The organism is Stenotrophomonas sp. 116085_Sma (assembly GCF_056479585.1).
In genome coordinates, this window is sequence record NZ_CM151057.1 from 1,648,104 (window position 1) to 1,664,872 (window position 16,769).

A 16,769-nucleotide genomic window follows, 5' to 3' on the forward strand; every position below is an offset into this window, starting at 1 on the left:
GCGATCAGCCGCCGCGCGGGCCGCTGCGGCGCGGGCCGCCCGGACCGCGGTTGCCGCCGGGGCCACCCGGGCCACGGTTGCCACCCGGACCGCCGGGGCCGCGATTGCCGCCCGGGCCACGGTTGTTGCCACCGCCCGGACCGCGACCGCCCGGACGGGCGCCGTGTGCCGGCTTGGGGCTGCCATACGGGTTGAAGCCCGGGGTGGCGTGGTCGGACGGGAAGCTCGGGGCGTTGCCCGGATGGCCGTACGGGTGCTTGTTGCCCTGGCCCTGCGAGCGGTTGCCGCTACCGGCCGGACGGCCCTGGCCGCCTGCGCCGCCACGGCCTTCACCGCCAAAACCGCCACGGCCCTGGCCGCCACCGGCGCCAGCGCCCGGACCCTTCGGCTTGCCGTACGGACGGCCCTGGCCGCCCGCGCCCGGACCACGGGCACCCGGGCCACGTGCGCCCGGACCGGCGTTGCGATGGCCGCTCGGGCCGGTGCTCACGCCGTCCGGCACGTACCAGGTGCGGAACGCGGCCGGGTTGCCTTCCGGCAGCGAGCGGTCGTTCTTTGGTGCGCGCTGCTTGAACGGTTTCTGCGACTGCTTGGCCGCCGCTTCACCGCTGACGGTCAGGCCGCCCTTGAAGCCGCCGCCCTTGCCGCCGCGACCACGGCCGCGGTCTTCGCGGACGTTGTCGAAACGACGCAGCTCGCGGCCTTCATCGGCCGTGTTGTGGCCATTGACGTAGGCATTGCCACGGCCACCTTCGCGCACGCGCACGGTGGTCTTGGCGGCGCGGCGCTGGCCGATCACCGGCTGCAGGGTCAGCGCCGACGGCGCGCCTTCTTCCAGCTTCAGCTGCGCACGCAGGGCTTCCACCTGGGTGGTGCCCAGTTCCACCGAATGGCCACGGGCCAGTTCGCGCGGCAGGCTCACCTTGCCGTAGCGGGTGCGCTTCAGGCGGCTGACCTGGCAGCCCTGCGATTCCCACAGGCGGCGCACTTCGCGGTTGCGGCCTTCCTTCACCACGACGCGGAACCAGTCGTGTGAATCGGTACCGCCGATGCGTTCGATCTCGTCGAACTTGGCCGGGCCGTCTTCCAGCGCCACGCCGCGGGCGAGGCGGTCGACGATGGCGTCGGAGACCTTCTCCTCGCCTTCCGGGGCACGCACGCGCACCACGTACTCGCGCTCGACCTCGAACGACGGGTGCATCATGGCGTTGGCCAGTTCACCGTCGGTGGTGGCCAGCAGCAGGCCGGTGGTGTTGATGTCCAGGCGGCCGATCGCGATCCAGCGCGCGCCCTTCAGCGGCGGCAGCGACTCGAACACGGTCGGGCGGCCTTCGGGGTCTTCGCGGGTGGTCACTTCGCCTTCCGGCTTGTTGTAGACCAGCACGCGCGACGGTTCGGCCAGGGCGGTGGCGACGAAGCCGCGGCCATCCAGCTCGATCTTGTCGCCGCTCTTGACCGACATGCCGGTCTGCGCGACTTCACCGTTGACCTTGACCAGGCCTTCGGCGATGCGCTGTTCCAGCGCGCGGCGCGAACCCAGGCCAGCCTGGGCCAGCACCTTGTGCAGGCGCTCTTCCAGCTTGAACTGTTCGGATGTGGCTTCACGCTTGAGCGAGAGCTTGTTACGGGGGGTGTCACTCATCAGTTTTGCTCCGGCCGACGGTTTCGAGGTCGGCCTCTGGTTCGGAATCGGCTTGGTCAACAGCCACGGTCGTCATCGCGACGGCGTTGTCTTCGCGTTCGTTCAGGGTCACCGCGCGCTCGCCCGGCGCGGAATCGGGGTGCCCATCATCGAGGGGCGAAGGTGCTTGCTCATCGGAAGCCGACGCAGACGCTGCATCGGCGGAATCGGGGGTGTCGCTGCCGGCCAGGCCGGTGTCATCGTTCGCGGCAGCGCCATCGGCGCGAGCCGAAATGTCTGGACCGTCGGCACTGGCGGCGGCCGGTGCATCACGGTCCAGGGCCAGCTGCGGTTCCAGCTCGCCCAGGTCCTTCAGTTCCGACAGCGGCGGCAGCTCGTCCAGGCGCTTCAGGCCGAAGTAGTCCAGGAAGCCCTTGGTGGTGCCGAACAGCGCCGGCTTGCCGGGCACATCGCGGTGACCGACCACGCGGATCCACTCGCGTTCTTCCAGCGCCTGGATGATGTTGCTGCTGACCGCCACGCCGCGCACCTGCTCGATCTCGCCACGGGTGATCGGCTGCCGGTAGGCAATCAGCGCCAGGGTTTCCAGGGTGGCACGGGTGTAGCGGGTCTTGCGTTCGGTCCACAGCCGGCTGATCCAGCCATGCACTTCGCCGGTCACCTGGTAGCGGAAGCCGGAGGCGACCTCGACCAGTTCCACGCCACGGCCTTCGCAGGCTTCGCGCAGGCGCTCAAGCGCACGTTCGATGCTGCCCGGCGGTGCCGGCTCCTCTTCCGGGAACAGGTCTTTCAGCTGGGCCAGGGTGAGCGGCTGGCTGGAGGCCAGCAGGGCGCCCTCGACAATGCGGTTGATCAGCGTTTGGTCCATCGGCAGTCAGCGCTCACTCGTTCTCGTTGGCGGCGTCGTTGTCGTCGAACTCGCTGCTGAACTGCAGCGGGGCATTGGTGTTGCCGGCGGCCAGGGACTTCACGTAGATCGGCGCCAGCGGTTCTTCCTGGACGATGTCCAGTAGCTGTTCCTTGGCCAGTTCCAGCACCGCCAGGAACGTGACCAGCACGCCCAGCTTGCCTTCTTCAGCAGTGAACAGCCCTTCAAAACGATAGAACTTGCCGTCTTCCAGACGACCCAGTACGTCGCCCATGCGCTGGCGCACACTCAGCGCCTCGCGCTTGATGGCGTGGCCGCTGAACAGCTCGGCGCGCTTGAGCACGTCGTGCAGGGCCAGCAGCATTTCCTTCAGGTCGACCGGTGGCGGCAGCTTCACCGCAGCGCGGTCGGGCATGAAGGCATGGGCCACGCTGGTGTCGCGGTCCTGGCGGGGCAGGGCGTCGATGTCCTCGGCAGCCTGCTTGAAGCGTTCGTACTCCTGCAGCCGGCGCACCAGCTCGGCGCGCGGATCGGCCTCATCGCCGTCTTCGCTGACCGGGCGCGGCAGCAGCATGCGTGACTTCACTTCGGCCAGGATCGCGGCCATCACCAGGTACTCGGCGGCCAGCTCGAAGCGCAGCTCGCGCATCACGGTGATGTATTCCACGTACTGCCGGGTGATCTCGGCCACGGGAATGTCCAGTACGTCCAGGTTCTGGCGGCGGATCAGGTACAGCAGCAGGTCCAGCGGGCCTTCGAAGGCATCCAGGATGACTTCCAGCGCATCCGGGGGAATGTACAGGTCCTGCGGAATCTGCAGGACCGGTTGCCCATGCACCACGGCCAGCGGCATTTCCTGCTGCTGGGGGGCGGGCGGCCGGGTTGGCGGGTTCGCGTCGAGCGCGAGTTCGGAAGTCATCTAATGGACATCAGGATTGCAACGGACCAGTCGCGGCACCGGGTTCGCCGGGCCAGGGCCACGGAGCCCCAGGGCACCAGACACGCCGGGATCGGCGCGATTCCACACATATCAAACAGCAGGACGCGCCGCAGGAAACGGCAGCGACGGAACTACGGGGAGGTCGTCTACGTGGCCCGGCCAGGTGGGCCGGTTTGAAGCAGCGGGACGGTCGTCGGGGGCTGCGTTGGCCGCAAAAACCGACGGGCTGCTGCATCCAGCCACGTGCAATGGAGCCTAGGGTAAGCCTTTGTCGCGCCAGTGTCCAGCCGGGCCGGCGCGGGGGCCGCATTGGCTAGAATCTGCGCACCCGACAACGCAAGCGAGGAAATGCCGTGTGGTATGTGATTGAAGGCTATGACGGCCAGGATGTGCTGGCGCAGCGGCTGCAGGCGCGGCCGGAACACCTGGCGCGCCTGCACGCGCTGCGCGACGAAGGCCGCCTGCTGCTGGCCGGGCCGTGCCCGGCAGTGGACAGCGAGGACCCGGGCCCGGCCGGTTTCAGTGGTTCGGTGGTGATCGCGCAGTTCGAGTCGGTCGTGCAGGCCCAGGCCTGGGCCGATGCCGACCCTTACGTCGCCGCGGGCGTCTACACCCATGTACAGGTGCGTCCGTTCCGCAAGGTCCTGCCGTGAACGCGGAGCGGATCGAGCGGATGCGTGACGCACTGCAACAGGCGCTGGCCCCCAGCGTGCTGGAAATCGAAGACGACAGCCATCGGCATGCCGGCCACGCGGGTGCGAGGGATGGCCGCGGTCACTTCAACCTGCATATCGTCAGCGAACGCTTCGCGGGACTGGGTCCGCTGGCCCGGCATCGCGCTGTCTATGCCGCGCTGGGGGTGATGATGGAGACCGACATCCACGCGCTGTCCATTCGCGCATTGACCCCGTCAGAACAGGGCTGAGCCCTTGTCCCACGCTGTCCTGGCGGGTCCCTCTGCGGGCCTGCCACAGACAGATTTCCGTGTCCATTTCAGGACATTCGCCTAACGGACTGTTTACAAGCCCAGATGGAAACGCTTACATTCCGCGCCAATGCTGGTAGGTCCAAGCCGTGGAGGGCGGCTTCGTGAACAAGGCAGCTATCACAATCAAAGACGTCGCACGCGAAGCCCGGGTCTCCGTGGCCACGGTTTCCCGCGCGCTCAACGGGCATGAAAATGTCGCCGAACCGGTCCGCCAGCTTGTGCTGGAGGTGGCCGCACGGCTGCGTTACACCCCGCACGCCGCCGCCCGCAGCCTGAGCAGCCGCCGCACCAATACGGTGGGCGTGGTGCTGCCTGACCTGTACGGCGAATTCTTCTCCGAGCTGATGCGCGGCATCGACAACGTCGCCCGCAACCGCCGCCAGCACCTGCTGGTGTCCAGCTACCACGGTGACCAGGAACAGCAGGGCGCGGCCCTGCGTGCCATGCGCGGCCGCGTCGACGGCCTGCTGGTGCTTTCGCCCTATGCCGAGAGCCCCGGCTTCCTGACCGACAACCTGCCGCAGTCGTTGCCGACGGTGCTGATCAACACCTATCTGCCCGGGCAGGACCACCCGGTGCTGAGCATCGATGACCATGCCGGTGCGATGGCGATGACCCGCCATCTGCTCGATGCCGGTCACCGCCGCATCGCTTTCATTTCTGGCCCGGACCTCAACTTCGACGCGCGCGAGCGCCTGCGCGGCTTCCGTGACGCGCTGGCGGCTTTCGGCAGTGACGCCGAAGGCATCGAGCTGCCCGGTGATTTCGACGAAGCTTCCGGCCATCGCGCCGGTCAGGAGTTGCTGGCAGCCGGAGCGCTGCCCGATGCCGTGTTTGCCGCCAACGACATGATGGCCCTGGGGTGCCTGTATGCCTTCACGCAGGCAGGGGTCCATGTGCCGTCCGATGTCGCCCTGGCGGGTTTCGATGACATTCCACTGGCGCGTTTCGTCCACCCGTCGCTGACCACCATGCAGGTCAGCATCGCCGAGCTCGGCGATCGGGCCATGACGCGCCTGATGCAGTTGATGGACGGCACCTCCACGGATGGGACAGGGGACAAGCAGACCCTGGTTCCCCGCTTGATAGTTCGCGATTCCACCACTCCGCCATCGGGCCGTTGAAGCCAGAGGCGTTCCTTCTTTTTTGATTGATCGCAGGGACCGCGCGAGCGGTCACCGCCACCCGGAGATTGAGTTGATGATGCATACCACCTTCCGCACGCCGGCGCGCCGGCTGCTGAGCACCGCACTGGTCAGCTGCCTGATGCTGGCCGCTGCTCCGAACGTCATGGCGCAGTCGGCCAACGCCAGCCTGCGCGGCCAGGTTGCCGGCGCCCAGGCTGGCTCTGAAGTCACCGCCACCAACGTGGCCACTGGTACCGTCCGTCGCGGCACCGTCCGTGCCGATGGCAGCTACTCGCTGATGGGCCTGGACCCGGGCACCTACGACGTGGTCGCCAACGGCCAGTCGCAGAAGGTCACCGTCACCGTGGCTTCGACCGCCACCCTGAACTTTGCCGGTGCCGCCAGCAGCACGCCGGGTTCGACCGCGGCGACCAACCTGGACACTGTCAACGTCGTCGCGCCGACCCTGCTGCAGGAAGTGCGCACGTCCGAAGTCGGCAAGACCGTCAGCCTGCAGCAGATCCAGACCACCCCGCAGGTCTCGCGCAACTTCCTGGAGTTCGCTGACGCGGTGCCGGGCATGATCTTCACCCGCGACGCCAAGGGCAACACCTCGCTGCGCGGCGGTGCCACCAACTCCGACGGCACCAACGTCTACATCGACGGTGTGGGCCAGAAGAGCTACGTCAAGGGCGGCGGCGTGGCCGGCCAGTCCGGCAGTGCCGGTAACCCGTTCCCGCAGCTGGCCATCGGCGAGTACAAGGTCATCACCGGCAACTACAAGGCCGAGTACGGCCAGGTGTCCAGTGCAGCGGTCACGGCCGCGACCAAGTCGGGTACCAACGAGTTCAAGGGTGAAACCTTCTACCGTTATACCAACGACAGCATGCGCGCGATGACCCCGGCCGAGCGTCAGCCGGGCAAGGGCAAGGAGGATTCTGCCGAGAAGGAATACGGCTTCGCCCTGGGCGGCCCGATCGTCAAGGACAAGGCCCACTTCTTCGTGACCTATGAAGCCAAGCGCTTCGATCTGCCGGTGACCATCGCACCGCATGGTGCGGTGACCAACAAGGCCAACCGCGTCCCGGCTGATGCCCAGGCCGGCCTGGGCCCTGCCAGCCAGCCGTTCCAGCAGGACCTGATCTTCGCCAAGGTCGACTTCGAGCCGACCGACAACGATCGCCTGGAACTGACCTTCCAGGACCGCGATGAAACCCAGCAGCAGTTCTCGGACCAGACCGCGCCGATGCACGGCAAGGAAACCAAGAACACCGACCGTCGTTACGCGCTGCGCTGGAACCACAGCGGTGAGCGTTACTACAACGAGCTGATGGTGACCCACGAGGATTCGTTCAACAATCCCAAGCCGCTGAGCATGGGCAACGGTTTCAACTACACCGCGCCGGACGGCAAGAGCGAGGAGCGCGCCATCGTCTCGATCGGTGGTTCCTCGGCGATGTCGTCGCAGGTAAAGGGCCAGAAGGGCTGGTCGATCGAAGACAACCTGACCCTGGACGGTATCGAGTGGGCTGGCGACCACACCATCAAGATGGGCGCCAAGTACAAGCAGATCGACCTGTACGCCTCCGATGCGGCGCAGATCAATCCGCAGTTCTATTACACCATCGACAACCCGGCCTTCCCTGACAGCATCCCGTACAAGGCGCAGTTCGTGAAGCCGGTCACCGGCGTGTCCGGCGTGTCGGGTGAAGTGCGTTCGAAGGTCAAGCAGATCGGCCTGTTCATCCAGGACGATTGGCAGGTCAACGACCACCTGCAGCTGAACCTCGGCCTGCGTTGGGACTACGAGAAGAACCCGTCCTATCTGGACTTCGTGACCCCGCCGGAAGTGGTCAATGCGCTGTTCGCGCAGGATCCGCGTGCCGCCGCTGGCCAGAGCTACGCCGACACGCTGGCGCTGAGCGGCCTGAACATCAACGATTACATCAGCAACGGCCACAACCGCAAGGCATTCAAGAATGCCTGGCAGCCGCGCCTGGGTTTCTCGTATGACATCAATGCCGACGAGCAGCACGTGATCCACGGTGGTGCCGGCCGTTCCTACGACCGTGACCTGTTCGACTACCTGCAGCTGGAAACCACCAAGCTGGCCCTGCCGCAGCCGACCATCTACTTCCGCAACCCAGCCACCGGCCAGTGCTTCCAGGGCAACGCCGCCTGCTATGACTGGAATCCGAACCTGCTCAACGGTATCGGCAACCTGCAGAGTCTGGTCGGTTCGACCAGCAACGCCGGCCTGGAAGTCGACCTGCTGAACAACAATCTCAAGGTGCCCTACGCTGACCAGTTCAGCCTGGGCATGAGCAACCAGATCGGTGACTGGCTGACCGACGCCACCATCGCGCGCACGCTGACCTACGATGGCTTTGCCTTCACCCTGGGTAACCGCTACCCGACCGGCAACTTCTTCGATGACCCGCGCCTGTGCGGTGGCACCGAGGCCGGCCTGAGCCAGGCGTGGAGCTGCAACGTGCCGGGCTTCGGCAGCCTGATCATCGGCCAGCAGGGCATCAAGACCCGTGCGACCCAGATCCTGTTGTCGGCGCAGAAGCCGTTCACCCAGGAAAGCGGCTGGGGCACCTCCATCGCCTATACCTGGACCACCGCCCGCCACAACCGTGACATCAACGAGCACTACGCGTTCGACCGTGGCGTGATCGGTGACTACCCGACCATCCGCTCCAACGGCGCGCCGCGTCACCGCCTGGTGGTGACCGGTTCGTATGCGGGCTTCTGGGGCATCACCTTCGGTGGCAAGATCACCCTGGCCACCCCGACCGCGATCAACGACTGGTACGGCGTGCCGCAGGCCAATGGCTTCGACCTGCCGACCCCGATGGCGGCGGTTCCGGGTGGCAACGGCAAGTTCCTGCTGGGTGGCAAGATCTTCGGTTATCGCTCGGTCGACCTGCAGGCGACGAAGACGTTCAAGATGCCGGGCGATACCGAGCTGTATGCGCGTATCGACATCATCAACGTGTTCAACTTCGACAATTTCTCGAACTACAACTACTACAAGAATGGCAAGTTGACCGCGAGCTACAACGAGACCGGCGACATCGTCGGTACGCCGCGCCAGGTCAAGGCCGAAGTGGGCTTCCGCTTCTAAGCCCGGATGTAGATGCACGACCCAGATGCCGCCGGTTCGCCGGCGGCATCGATCACGTGAAAACGGCAATGGCCGGCTCCGTGCCGGTCCATTGCCCACGCCGCTGCCGGCCAGGGGGCAGCGGCGTGGGCAATGATCGCGGTGTCAGGCCACGATGTTCGTGGTTTTTTAAGAACGCACCTTGTAAACGATTTCAGATCATTGGACGTTATGCTTTCCCATCGATCAGACCACCGGAGGAACCGCGCCATGCAGGCACGCCATCTGTTGTCCGCCGCAGCGTTGAGCCTGGCCGTGGCCGCCTGCCAGCCGGCCCAGCAGGAGCCTGCCAAGCCGCGCCCACCGGTGATCCTGATCGAGGCCGACGCACCACCGCGGCCGATGAAACCTGAGCTGCCGCCGCTGTTCGATGACATCGAGCGCCGCACCTTCCAGTTCTTCTGGGACACCACCAACGAGATCAACGGGCTGACCCCGGACCGCTATCCGTCGCGGCCGTTCGCCAGCATCGCCTCGGTTGGGTTCGCACTGACTGCCTATCCGATCGGCATCGAGAACGGCTGGGTCAGCCGCAACCAGGCGATCGACCGCACCCTGACCACGCTGAAGTTCTTCCGCGACGTGCCGATGGGCCCGCAGCGTACCGGCAAGGCCGGCTACAAGGGTTTCTACTACCACTTCCTGGACATGCAGGAAGGTCGTCGCTACGACAGCTGGGTCGAACTGTCCTCGGTGGATACGGCGCTGCTGATGATGGGCGTGCTGTTCGCGCAGTCGTACTACGACGGAGACGATCCGCGCGAGAAGGAGATCCGCCAGATCGCCGACACCCTGTACAAGAAGGTCGACTGGCCCTGGCTGCAGCAGCGTGCGCCGCTGATCTCGATGGGCTGGTTCCCCGAGAGTGGCTTCATCGACCATGACTGGATGGGCTACAACGAGGCGATGATGGTCTACATCCTCGCCCTGGGGTCGCCGACGCACCCGGTCAGCCCGGACGCGTGGACGGTCTGGACGCGTACCTATGACAACGACTGGGGTGTCTACCAGGGCCAGGAATACCTGTCCTTCGGCCCGCTGTTCGGCCACCAGTACAGCCACGTCTGGATCGACTTCCGCGACATCCAGGACGCGTACATGCGCGAGCGCGGCAGCACCTACTTCCTCAACAGCCGCTCGGCCGCGCTGGCCCAGCGCGAATACGCCATCGCCAACCCGATGCAGTGGAAGGATTACGGCGAGAACGTGTGGGGCCTGACCGCCAGCGATGGCCCGCAGAACACCACGCAGGAGTATCGTGGCGAGCAGCGCCAGTTCCGCCATTACTCTTCGCGCGGCGCCGGCCTGCGCGAGAACTTCGATGACGGCACCATCGCGCCGACTGCCGCGATCGCGTCGGTGGTGTTCGCGCCGGAACAGGTGATCCCGGCCACGCTGGAGATGCACAAGCGATACGGCGACTACATCTATTCCAGCTACGGCTTCCTGGATTCGTTCAACCCCAGCTTCAACTACGACATCCCGATCAAGACCGGCCGCGTGGTGCCTGATCGCGGCTGGGTCGCCAGCGACTACATCGCCATCGACCAGGGCCCGATCCTGACCATGATCGCCAACTACCGCAACGACTTCGTCTGGGAAGTGATGAAGAAGAACCCGTACATCCGCAAGGGGTTGGAGCGGGCCGGATTCAGTGGTGGCTGGCTGGCGCCGGAGGGGTCGTTCCAGCCGCTGGAACTGCAGAAAGACGAAAAGGCCGCGGCGGCACGCGCGGTGGGTATCGCCGAATCACGCGCGGCTGCCGCGCAGGAACAGAAGAACAATGCCAACCGCACCACAGGCCAGGGCAAGTAACCCGATGCCGAACTGGATCGACCGCCTGCGCCGCTGGACGCTGCCCGCCCTGGCCGCATTGGCCGTGGCCGGCTGCGCCGGTACCGAACCGGGCACCACTACCGTGCGCTTCTGGGCGATGGGCCGCGAAGCCGAGGTGGTCAGCGAGCTGATCCATGAGTTCGAAGCCGAAAACCCCGGCATCAAGGTGGACGTGCAGAACATCCCGTGGACCGCCGCGCACGAGAAGCTGCTGACCGCGTTCGCCGCCGATGGCCTGCCGGATGTCTGCCAGCTCGGCAACACCTGGGTGCCGGAGTTTGCCGAGCTCGATGCGCTGACCCCGTTGCAGCCGTTCGTCGATCATTCGGCCGTGGTCGATGAGAAGGATTATTTCCAGGGCATCTGGGATACCAACGTGATCCACGGCGAGCTGGTCGGCGTGCCGTGGTATGTCGACACCCGCCTGATCTACTACCGCAAGGACCTGCTGGCCAAGGCCGGCTACGACCACCCGCCGCGCACGTGGCAGGAATGGGACGAGCAGATGGCGGCGATCAAGCGCATGCAGGGCCCGAACCGCTATGCGGTGCTGATGCCGATCAACGAATTCGAGCAGCAGCTGTCGCTGGCGCTGCAGCAGCCCGACCCGCTGCTGCGCGACGACGACACCCGCGGCAACTTCGCCAGCCCGGGCTTCCGCCGCACGCTGGCCTTCTACGCCAACATGTTCGAGCAGGGCTGGGCGCCGAAGATGTCCGAGACGCAGATCTCCAACGTCTGGGACGAGTTCTTCCGTGGCTTCAACGTGTTCTACATTTCCGGCCCCTGGAACATCCGCGAGTTCAAGAAGCTGCAGCCCAAGGAACTGGAAGGGCAGTGGGGCACGGCCGCGCTGCCGGGGCCGGACGGCCCAGGGGCCGGCATCGCCGGAGGCACCAGCCTGGTGATCTTCCGCAAGTCGCAGCAGAAGGAAGCGTCGTGGAAGCTGATCGAGTTCCTGTCGCGCCCGCAGATCCAGGCACGTTTCCATTCGATCATCGGCGACCTGCCGCCACGTCGCAGCACCTGGAGCGCGCCGTCGCTGGCCAACGATCCACTGGCCGCAGCGTTCCGTGACCAGCTGGAGCGGGTCAAGCCGACGCCGAAGGTGCTCGAATGGGAGCGCATCGTGCAGGAAATGCGCATCGTCACCGAGAAGGTGGTGCGTGGTGGTCTGCCGCAGGACAAGGCCGTCGAAGAACTCGACCAGCGCGTGGACAAGGTGCTGGCCAAGCGCCGCTGGATGCATGAACAACAACGCCTGCAGCAGCGCGTATCGTCGCCGCGATCCAGCAGTGCCGTCGCCGCCGGGAGCGCGCAATGAAACGTACTTCGCTTGCCGGCTGGATCTTCGCCGGCCCCTCGCTGATCGTGCTGGGCGTGTTCTTCGGCCTGCCGGTGGCCTCGGCGCTGGCGCTGAGCGTGACCGACTTCGACCTGTATGCACTGGCCGACAGCAGCAACCTGCGCTTTGTCGGGCTGGGCAACTACATCGACCTGCTGCAGACGCCGATGTTCTGGAAGTCGCTGTGGAATACCACCTACTTCGTGTTGATCGGCGTACCGTTGTCGATCGGCGTGTCGCTGGGCGCAGCGATGCTGCTCAATGCGCCGGCCGCACGCTTCAAGGCACTGTTCCGCACCGCACTGTTCGCGCCGGTGGTGACCACGCTGGTGGCGGTGGCGGTGATCTGGCGCTACCTGTTCCATACCAGCTACGGTCTGGTGAACTACGGGCTGGGCCATCTGGGCATCAGCCCGATCGACTGGCTGGGTGATCCCAACTGGGCGATGCCGACCATCATGCTGTTCGCGGTATGGAAGAACTTCGGCTACAACATGGTGATCTTCCTGGCCGGCCTGCAGGCGATCCCGCATGACCTGTACGAGGCCGCGCGCATCGATGGCGCCTCGCGCTGGAAGCAGTTCCTGCACATCACCCTGCCGATGCTCGGCCCGGTGCTGCTGGTGGTCGGGGTGATCACCGTGTCCGGCTACTTCCAGCTGTTCGCCGAACCGTACGTGATGACCCGCGGCGACCCACTGCAGAGCACCGTCAGCGTGCTGTATTTCATGTTCGAGGAAGGCTTCAAGTGGTGGAACCTGGGACGCGCCTCGGCTGTGGCGTTCCTGCTGTTCCTGATCATCCTGGCGGTGACCACCGTAATGCTGCGTTTCGGCCGCAAGAGGCAGTTGGTATGAGTCGTGAAATCGGCCAGTCGCGCTGGTACCCGTGGATGATCAATGGCGCGTTGCTGGTGCTGGCCCTGGTCAGCCTGGCGCCGCTGCTGTGGATGGTGTCGGTCTCGTTCATGCCGCAGGGCGAGGCCAGCCATTTCCCGCCGCCGCTGCTGCCTTCCAGCGTCACCACGCACAACTACCATGAGCTGTTCGCGCGCACCGGCATGGGCGGCAACTTCGCCAACAGCCTGCTGGTGTCGCTCGGCATCACGGTCGGTTCGCTGCTGCTCAATACCATGGCCGGCTATGCCTTCGCCAAGCTCAACTTCGTCGGCCGCGAGCGCCTGTTCCAGGTGCTGATGGCGGCGCTGGTGATTCCGGCGCAGGTGGCCATGCTGCCGCTGTTCCTGCTGATGAAGCAGCTGGGGCTGGTCAACAGCTTCGGTGGCGTGATCGTGCCGGCGCTGGCCAGCGTGTTCGGCATCTTCCTGGTGCGCCAGTACGCGCGTTCGATTCCGGACGAACTGCTGGAGGCGGCGCGCATCGACGGGGCAGGGGAGCTGCGTATCTTCTTCCAGATCGTGCTGCCGATGCTCAAGCCGGTGCTGGTGACCCTGGCGATCTTCACCTTCATGGGCGCATGGAACGATTTCATGTGGCCGCTGATCGTGTTGACCGACCAGGAGCACTACACTTTGCCGGTGGCGCTGGCCACCCTCTCGCGCGAGCACATCATGGACGTGGAAATGATGATGGCTGGCGCGGTGGTCACCGTGGTCCCGGTGCTGGCGCTGTTCCTGGTGCTGCAGCGGTACTACATCCAAGGTCTGTTGCTGGGGAGCGTCAAGGGATGAAGCGAGCGATCGCCGTTGGACTGGGCCTGTTGTGGACCTCCCTGGCGATCGCCGCACCCCCGGCGCTGCCGGCACCGAAGGTGCTGGACGACTTCGACGACATCGCGGCCTGGAAGTTGGTGCTGTCCGACCAGGTCAGCGGTTCGCTGCGTCCGGTCAGCGGCGCCGGCGGTGGCCGCGCGCTGTGCCTGGACTACGATTTCCACGATGTCTCCGGCTACGTCGGCATCCGTCGTGCGCTGAACATCGAGTACCCGGTCAATTACCGCTTCGGCTTCCAGCTGCGCGGTGATTCGCCGGGCAACGACCTGCAGTTCAAGCTGATCGACGCCAGCGGCGACAACGTCTGGTGGGTCAACCGTCCCGGCTACAGCTTCCCCAGGGCATGGACGCCGGTCGAGTACCGGCGTCGGCAGATTGACAAGGCGTGGGGGCCGTCGCCCGGGAAGGACATGGCGAGCAGCGCCGCCGTCGAATTCACCATCTACAGCAAGGTCGGCGGCCGCGGCACGGTGTGCTTCGACAAGCTGACCCTGCAGGGCCTGCCGCCGCAGGATGATTCGGCGCTGGTGCCGTCGGTGATCGCCGATACCGCCACCGCGCTGCAGGACCGCATGATCGATGGCAAGAGCGATACGTTCTGGATCAGCGGTGGCGTCAAGCAGCAGACCATCAGCCTGGACCTGCACAAGAGCCGCGAGATCGGCGGTGCGGTGATCGACTGGCTGCCGAATCTGGAAGCGCGCCGCTACACCGTGCGTACCTCGGAAGATGGCCGCGACTGGCGCACTGTGCGCGAGGTGACCAGCGGCGCCGGTGGCCGTGACTGGCTGGCGCTGCCGGATACCGATGCACGCTACGTGCGCTTCGATCTGCAGGATGGCCCGAACTGGCGTTACGGCATCCGTGACATCGCACTGAAGCCGCTGGCGTTCGCCGCCACGCCCAATGCCTTCCTGTCCTCGGTGGCCGCCGATCTGCCGCGTGGCTCGCTGCCGCGTGCCTATGTGGGCGAACAGCCGTACTGGACCCTGCTCGGCCTTGATGGCGGCCAGGAACAGGCGCTGATCAGCGAAGATGGCGCGCTGGAGCCGGCCAAGGGCAGCTTCAGCATCGAGCCGTTCATCCGCCTCGATGGCAAGCTGCTGGACTGGTCAAAGGTCGCGATCACCCAGTCGCTGCAGGATCACTACCTGCCGATCGCCAATGTCGACTGGGTGCATGAAAAGGCCGGCCTGGCGGTGACCGGTTTCGTGCAGGGCACACCGGAGCGTGCGCAGCTGATCGGCCGCTACCGGCTGAGCAATCCGGACAAGGTCGCACACGAATACACCCTGGCACTGGCGATCCGGCCGTGGCAGGTCAATCCGCCCACGCAGTTCCTCAATACCGTCGGTGGCTTCAGCCGCATCGATGCACTGGATGTCGGCGAGCAGCTGGTGCGGGTCAACGGCGAGCCGCGCATCTACCCGCTGCAGGTTCCGGATGCGCGCTTTGCCAGCACGTTCGATGGCAAGCTCGATGCGATGCATCTGGCGGACGGCAAGTACCCGGCAGCCACCGCAGTGAAGGACAGCACCGGCATGGCGTCGGGCGCGTTGATCTACACGATCAAGCTCGAGCCCGGCCAGAGCCGCGAGGTGGCGGTGGTACTGCCGCAGACCGGTGGCTGGGCGCCGAAGGCGCTGGACGTGGCCAAGGCGCAGGCGCAGGTGGCCGAGCAGTGGCGGCAGAAGCTGGGCGTGGTCTCGCTGCAGGTGCCCGCTGCGGGCCAGCCGCTGGTCGACACCCTGCGCACGGCAGTCGCGCACATGCTGATCTCGCGCGTCGGGCCGCGCCTGCAGCCGGGCACGCGTTCCTATGCCCGCAGCTGGATCCGCGATGGCGCGATGATTTCCGAGGGCCTGCTGCGCATGGGGCGCAGCGATGCGGTGCGTGACTACATCAACTGGTATGCGCCGTACAAGTTCGAGAACGGCAAGGTGCCGTGCTGCGTCGACGCGCGCGGCAGCGACCCGGTGCCGGAGAACGACAGCCACGGTGAGCTGATCTACAGCATCGCCGAGTACGGGCGCTATACCGGCGACAGCACCTTCACCGAGCTGATGTGGCCGCACGTGCAGGGCGCTTACACCTACATGGAGCAGCTGCGCGCCAGCGAGCGCACCGAAGAGAACCGCGCGCGCAACCCGGCCTTCTACGGGATGATGCCGGCCTCGATCAGCCACGAAGGCTATTCGGCCAAGCCGATGCATTCGTACTGGGACAACTTCTGGGCGCTGCGCGGCTACAAGGACGCGGCGCTGCTTGCGACCCAGCTGGGCAAGGTCGAGGCGATGCAGATCGCTGAATCGCGTGACCAGTTCCGTGATGACCTGCAGGCATCGCTGCTGTCGGCGATGCAGCAGCACACCATCGACTACCTGCCGGGCTCGGCCGAACTGGGCGATTTCGATGCGACCTCGACCACCATCGCGCTGGCGCCGGGCGGCGAGCAGGGCCGACTGCCGCAGCAGGCGCTGGAGGCGACCTTCGAGCGCTACTGGAAGGAGTTCGTGGCCCGTCGCGATGGCAAGCGGGAGTGGAAGGACTACACCCCGTACGAGTGGCGCAACGTGGCCGCTTTCGTGCGCCTGGGCTGGCGTGACCGCGCCTGGCAGGCCACCGAATTCTTCTTCAAGGACCGTGCGCCGCAGGCCTGGAACCAGTGGGCCGAAGTGGTCTCGCGCACCCCGCGCAAGCCGTTCTTCGTCGGCGACCTGCCGCACGCGTGGGTGGCCTCGGATTTCGTGCGTTCGGCGCTGGACATGTTCGCTTACAACCGCGACATGGACGATGCGCTGGTGCTGGCCGCTGGCGTGCCGACCGCGTGGCTGCAGGGCGAGGGCATCGCCGTTCAGGGCCTGCGCACCCCGCAGGGCCAGCTCAACTACCGCCTGCAGCGCAGCGACAAGCAGCTGGTGCTGGAGGTGCAGCCGGGCCTTCTGCCACCGGTCGGTGGCGTGGTGTTGCCGTGGCCGTACGCCGGCGATCCGGGCGAGGCGACCATCAACGGTGAAGCGGTCGAATGGGTCAACAAGGAACTGCACGTGCACCAGCTGCCGGCGCGGGTCGAGATCGATGTACCGGGCGCGGTGCGCCGCGCCGAGCGCAAGGGGCAGTAA

General features: G+C 66.0%; 12 protein-coding genes. 9 read left to right on the forward strand and 3 right to left on the reverse strand.

Annotated features, from left to right (window positions below; genetic code table 11):
* Positions 1 to 4: 4 nt before the first annotated feature.
* From ACZK0Z_RS07665 to ACZK0Z_RS07675, 3 genes are read right to left on the reverse strand one after another with little or no spacing between them, the layout of a single operon-like run.
* A complete protein-coding gene (locus ACZK0Z_RS07665; RefSeq protein ID WP_197620228.1) occupies positions 5 to 1,642 on the reverse strand; it encodes a pseudouridine synthase in 1,638 nt (545 codons plus the stop codon).
* Positions 1,635 to 2,510: an SMC-Scp complex subunit ScpB gene (scpB, locus tag ACZK0Z_RS07670; RefSeq protein WP_197620229.1), complete on the reverse strand. Its 876-nt coding sequence runs from the start codon at positions 2,508 to 2,510 to the stop codon at positions 1,635 to 1,637. The genes ACZK0Z_RS07665 and scpB overlap by 8 nt, the downstream gene beginning before the upstream one ends.
* Positions 2,511 to 2,523: 13 nt before the next feature.
* Entirely contained in the window at positions 2,524 to 3,429 is a 906-nt protein-coding gene (locus ACZK0Z_RS07675) for a segregation and condensation protein A (protein ID WP_049430585.1), read from the reverse strand.
* A gap of 374 nt (positions 3,430 to 3,803) precedes the next feature.
* Between ACZK0Z_RS07675 and ACZK0Z_RS07680 the strand changes: the two genes are divergently transcribed.
* From ACZK0Z_RS07680 to ACZK0Z_RS07720, 9 genes are all read left to right on the forward strand, one after another.
* Positions 3,804 to 4,103: a YciI family protein gene (locus ACZK0Z_RS07680; protein WP_049430587.1), complete on the forward strand. Its 300-nt coding sequence runs from the start codon at positions 3,804 to 3,806 to the stop codon at positions 4,101 to 4,103.
* A gap of 20 nt (positions 4,104 to 4,123) precedes the next feature.
* The gene (locus ACZK0Z_RS07685; RefSeq protein WP_197632419.1) at positions 4,124 to 4,375 is read left to right on the forward strand and encodes a BolA family protein; all 252 of its coding nucleotides are present in this window, start codon (positions 4,124 to 4,126) and stop codon (positions 4,373 to 4,375) included.
* A 149-nt stretch (positions 4,376 to 4,524) separates the two neighbouring features.
* Positions 4,525 to 5,562 (forward strand): LacI family DNA-binding transcriptional regulator, encoded by a 1,038-nt coding sequence (locus tag ACZK0Z_RS07690; protein WP_012480808.1) that lies wholly within the window; start codon positions 4,525 to 4,527, stop codon positions 5,560 to 5,562.
* Positions 5,563 to 5,638: 76 nt separating this feature from the next.
* On the forward strand, positions 5,639 to 8,695 hold the full coding sequence (locus ACZK0Z_RS07695) for a TonB-dependent receptor (protein WP_049430593.1): 3,057 nt from the start codon (positions 5,639 to 5,641) through the stop codon (positions 8,693 to 8,695).
* A gap of 249 nt (positions 8,696 to 8,944) precedes the next feature.
* Complete coding sequence (locus ACZK0Z_RS07700; RefSeq protein WP_049430595.1) at positions 8,945 to 10,549, forward strand: glucoamylase family protein; 1,605 nt, start codon at positions 8,945 to 8,947, stop codon at positions 10,547 to 10,549.
* Between the two features lie 4 nt (positions 10,550 to 10,553).
* A complete protein-coding gene (locus ACZK0Z_RS07705) occupies positions 10,554 to 11,894 on the forward strand; it encodes an extracellular solute-binding protein (RefSeq protein WP_197632421.1) in 1,341 nt (446 codons plus the stop codon).
* Positions 11,891 to 12,772 (forward strand): carbohydrate ABC transporter permease, encoded by an 882-nt coding sequence (locus ACZK0Z_RS07710; protein ID WP_005410323.1) that lies wholly within the window; start codon positions 11,891 to 11,893, stop codon positions 12,770 to 12,772. Before ACZK0Z_RS07705 ends, ACZK0Z_RS07710 begins: the two co-directional genes overlap by 4 nt.
* Complete coding sequence (locus tag ACZK0Z_RS07715) at positions 12,769 to 13,605, forward strand: carbohydrate ABC transporter permease (protein WP_049430599.1); 837 nt, start codon at positions 12,769 to 12,771, stop codon at positions 13,603 to 13,605. The genes ACZK0Z_RS07710 and ACZK0Z_RS07715 overlap by 4 nt, the downstream gene beginning before the upstream one ends.
* A complete protein-coding gene (locus ACZK0Z_RS07720; RefSeq protein ID WP_459004503.1) occupies positions 13,602 to 16,769 on the forward strand; it encodes a discoidin domain-containing protein in 3,168 nt (1,055 codons plus the stop codon). The genes ACZK0Z_RS07715 and ACZK0Z_RS07720 overlap by 4 nt, the downstream gene beginning before the upstream one ends.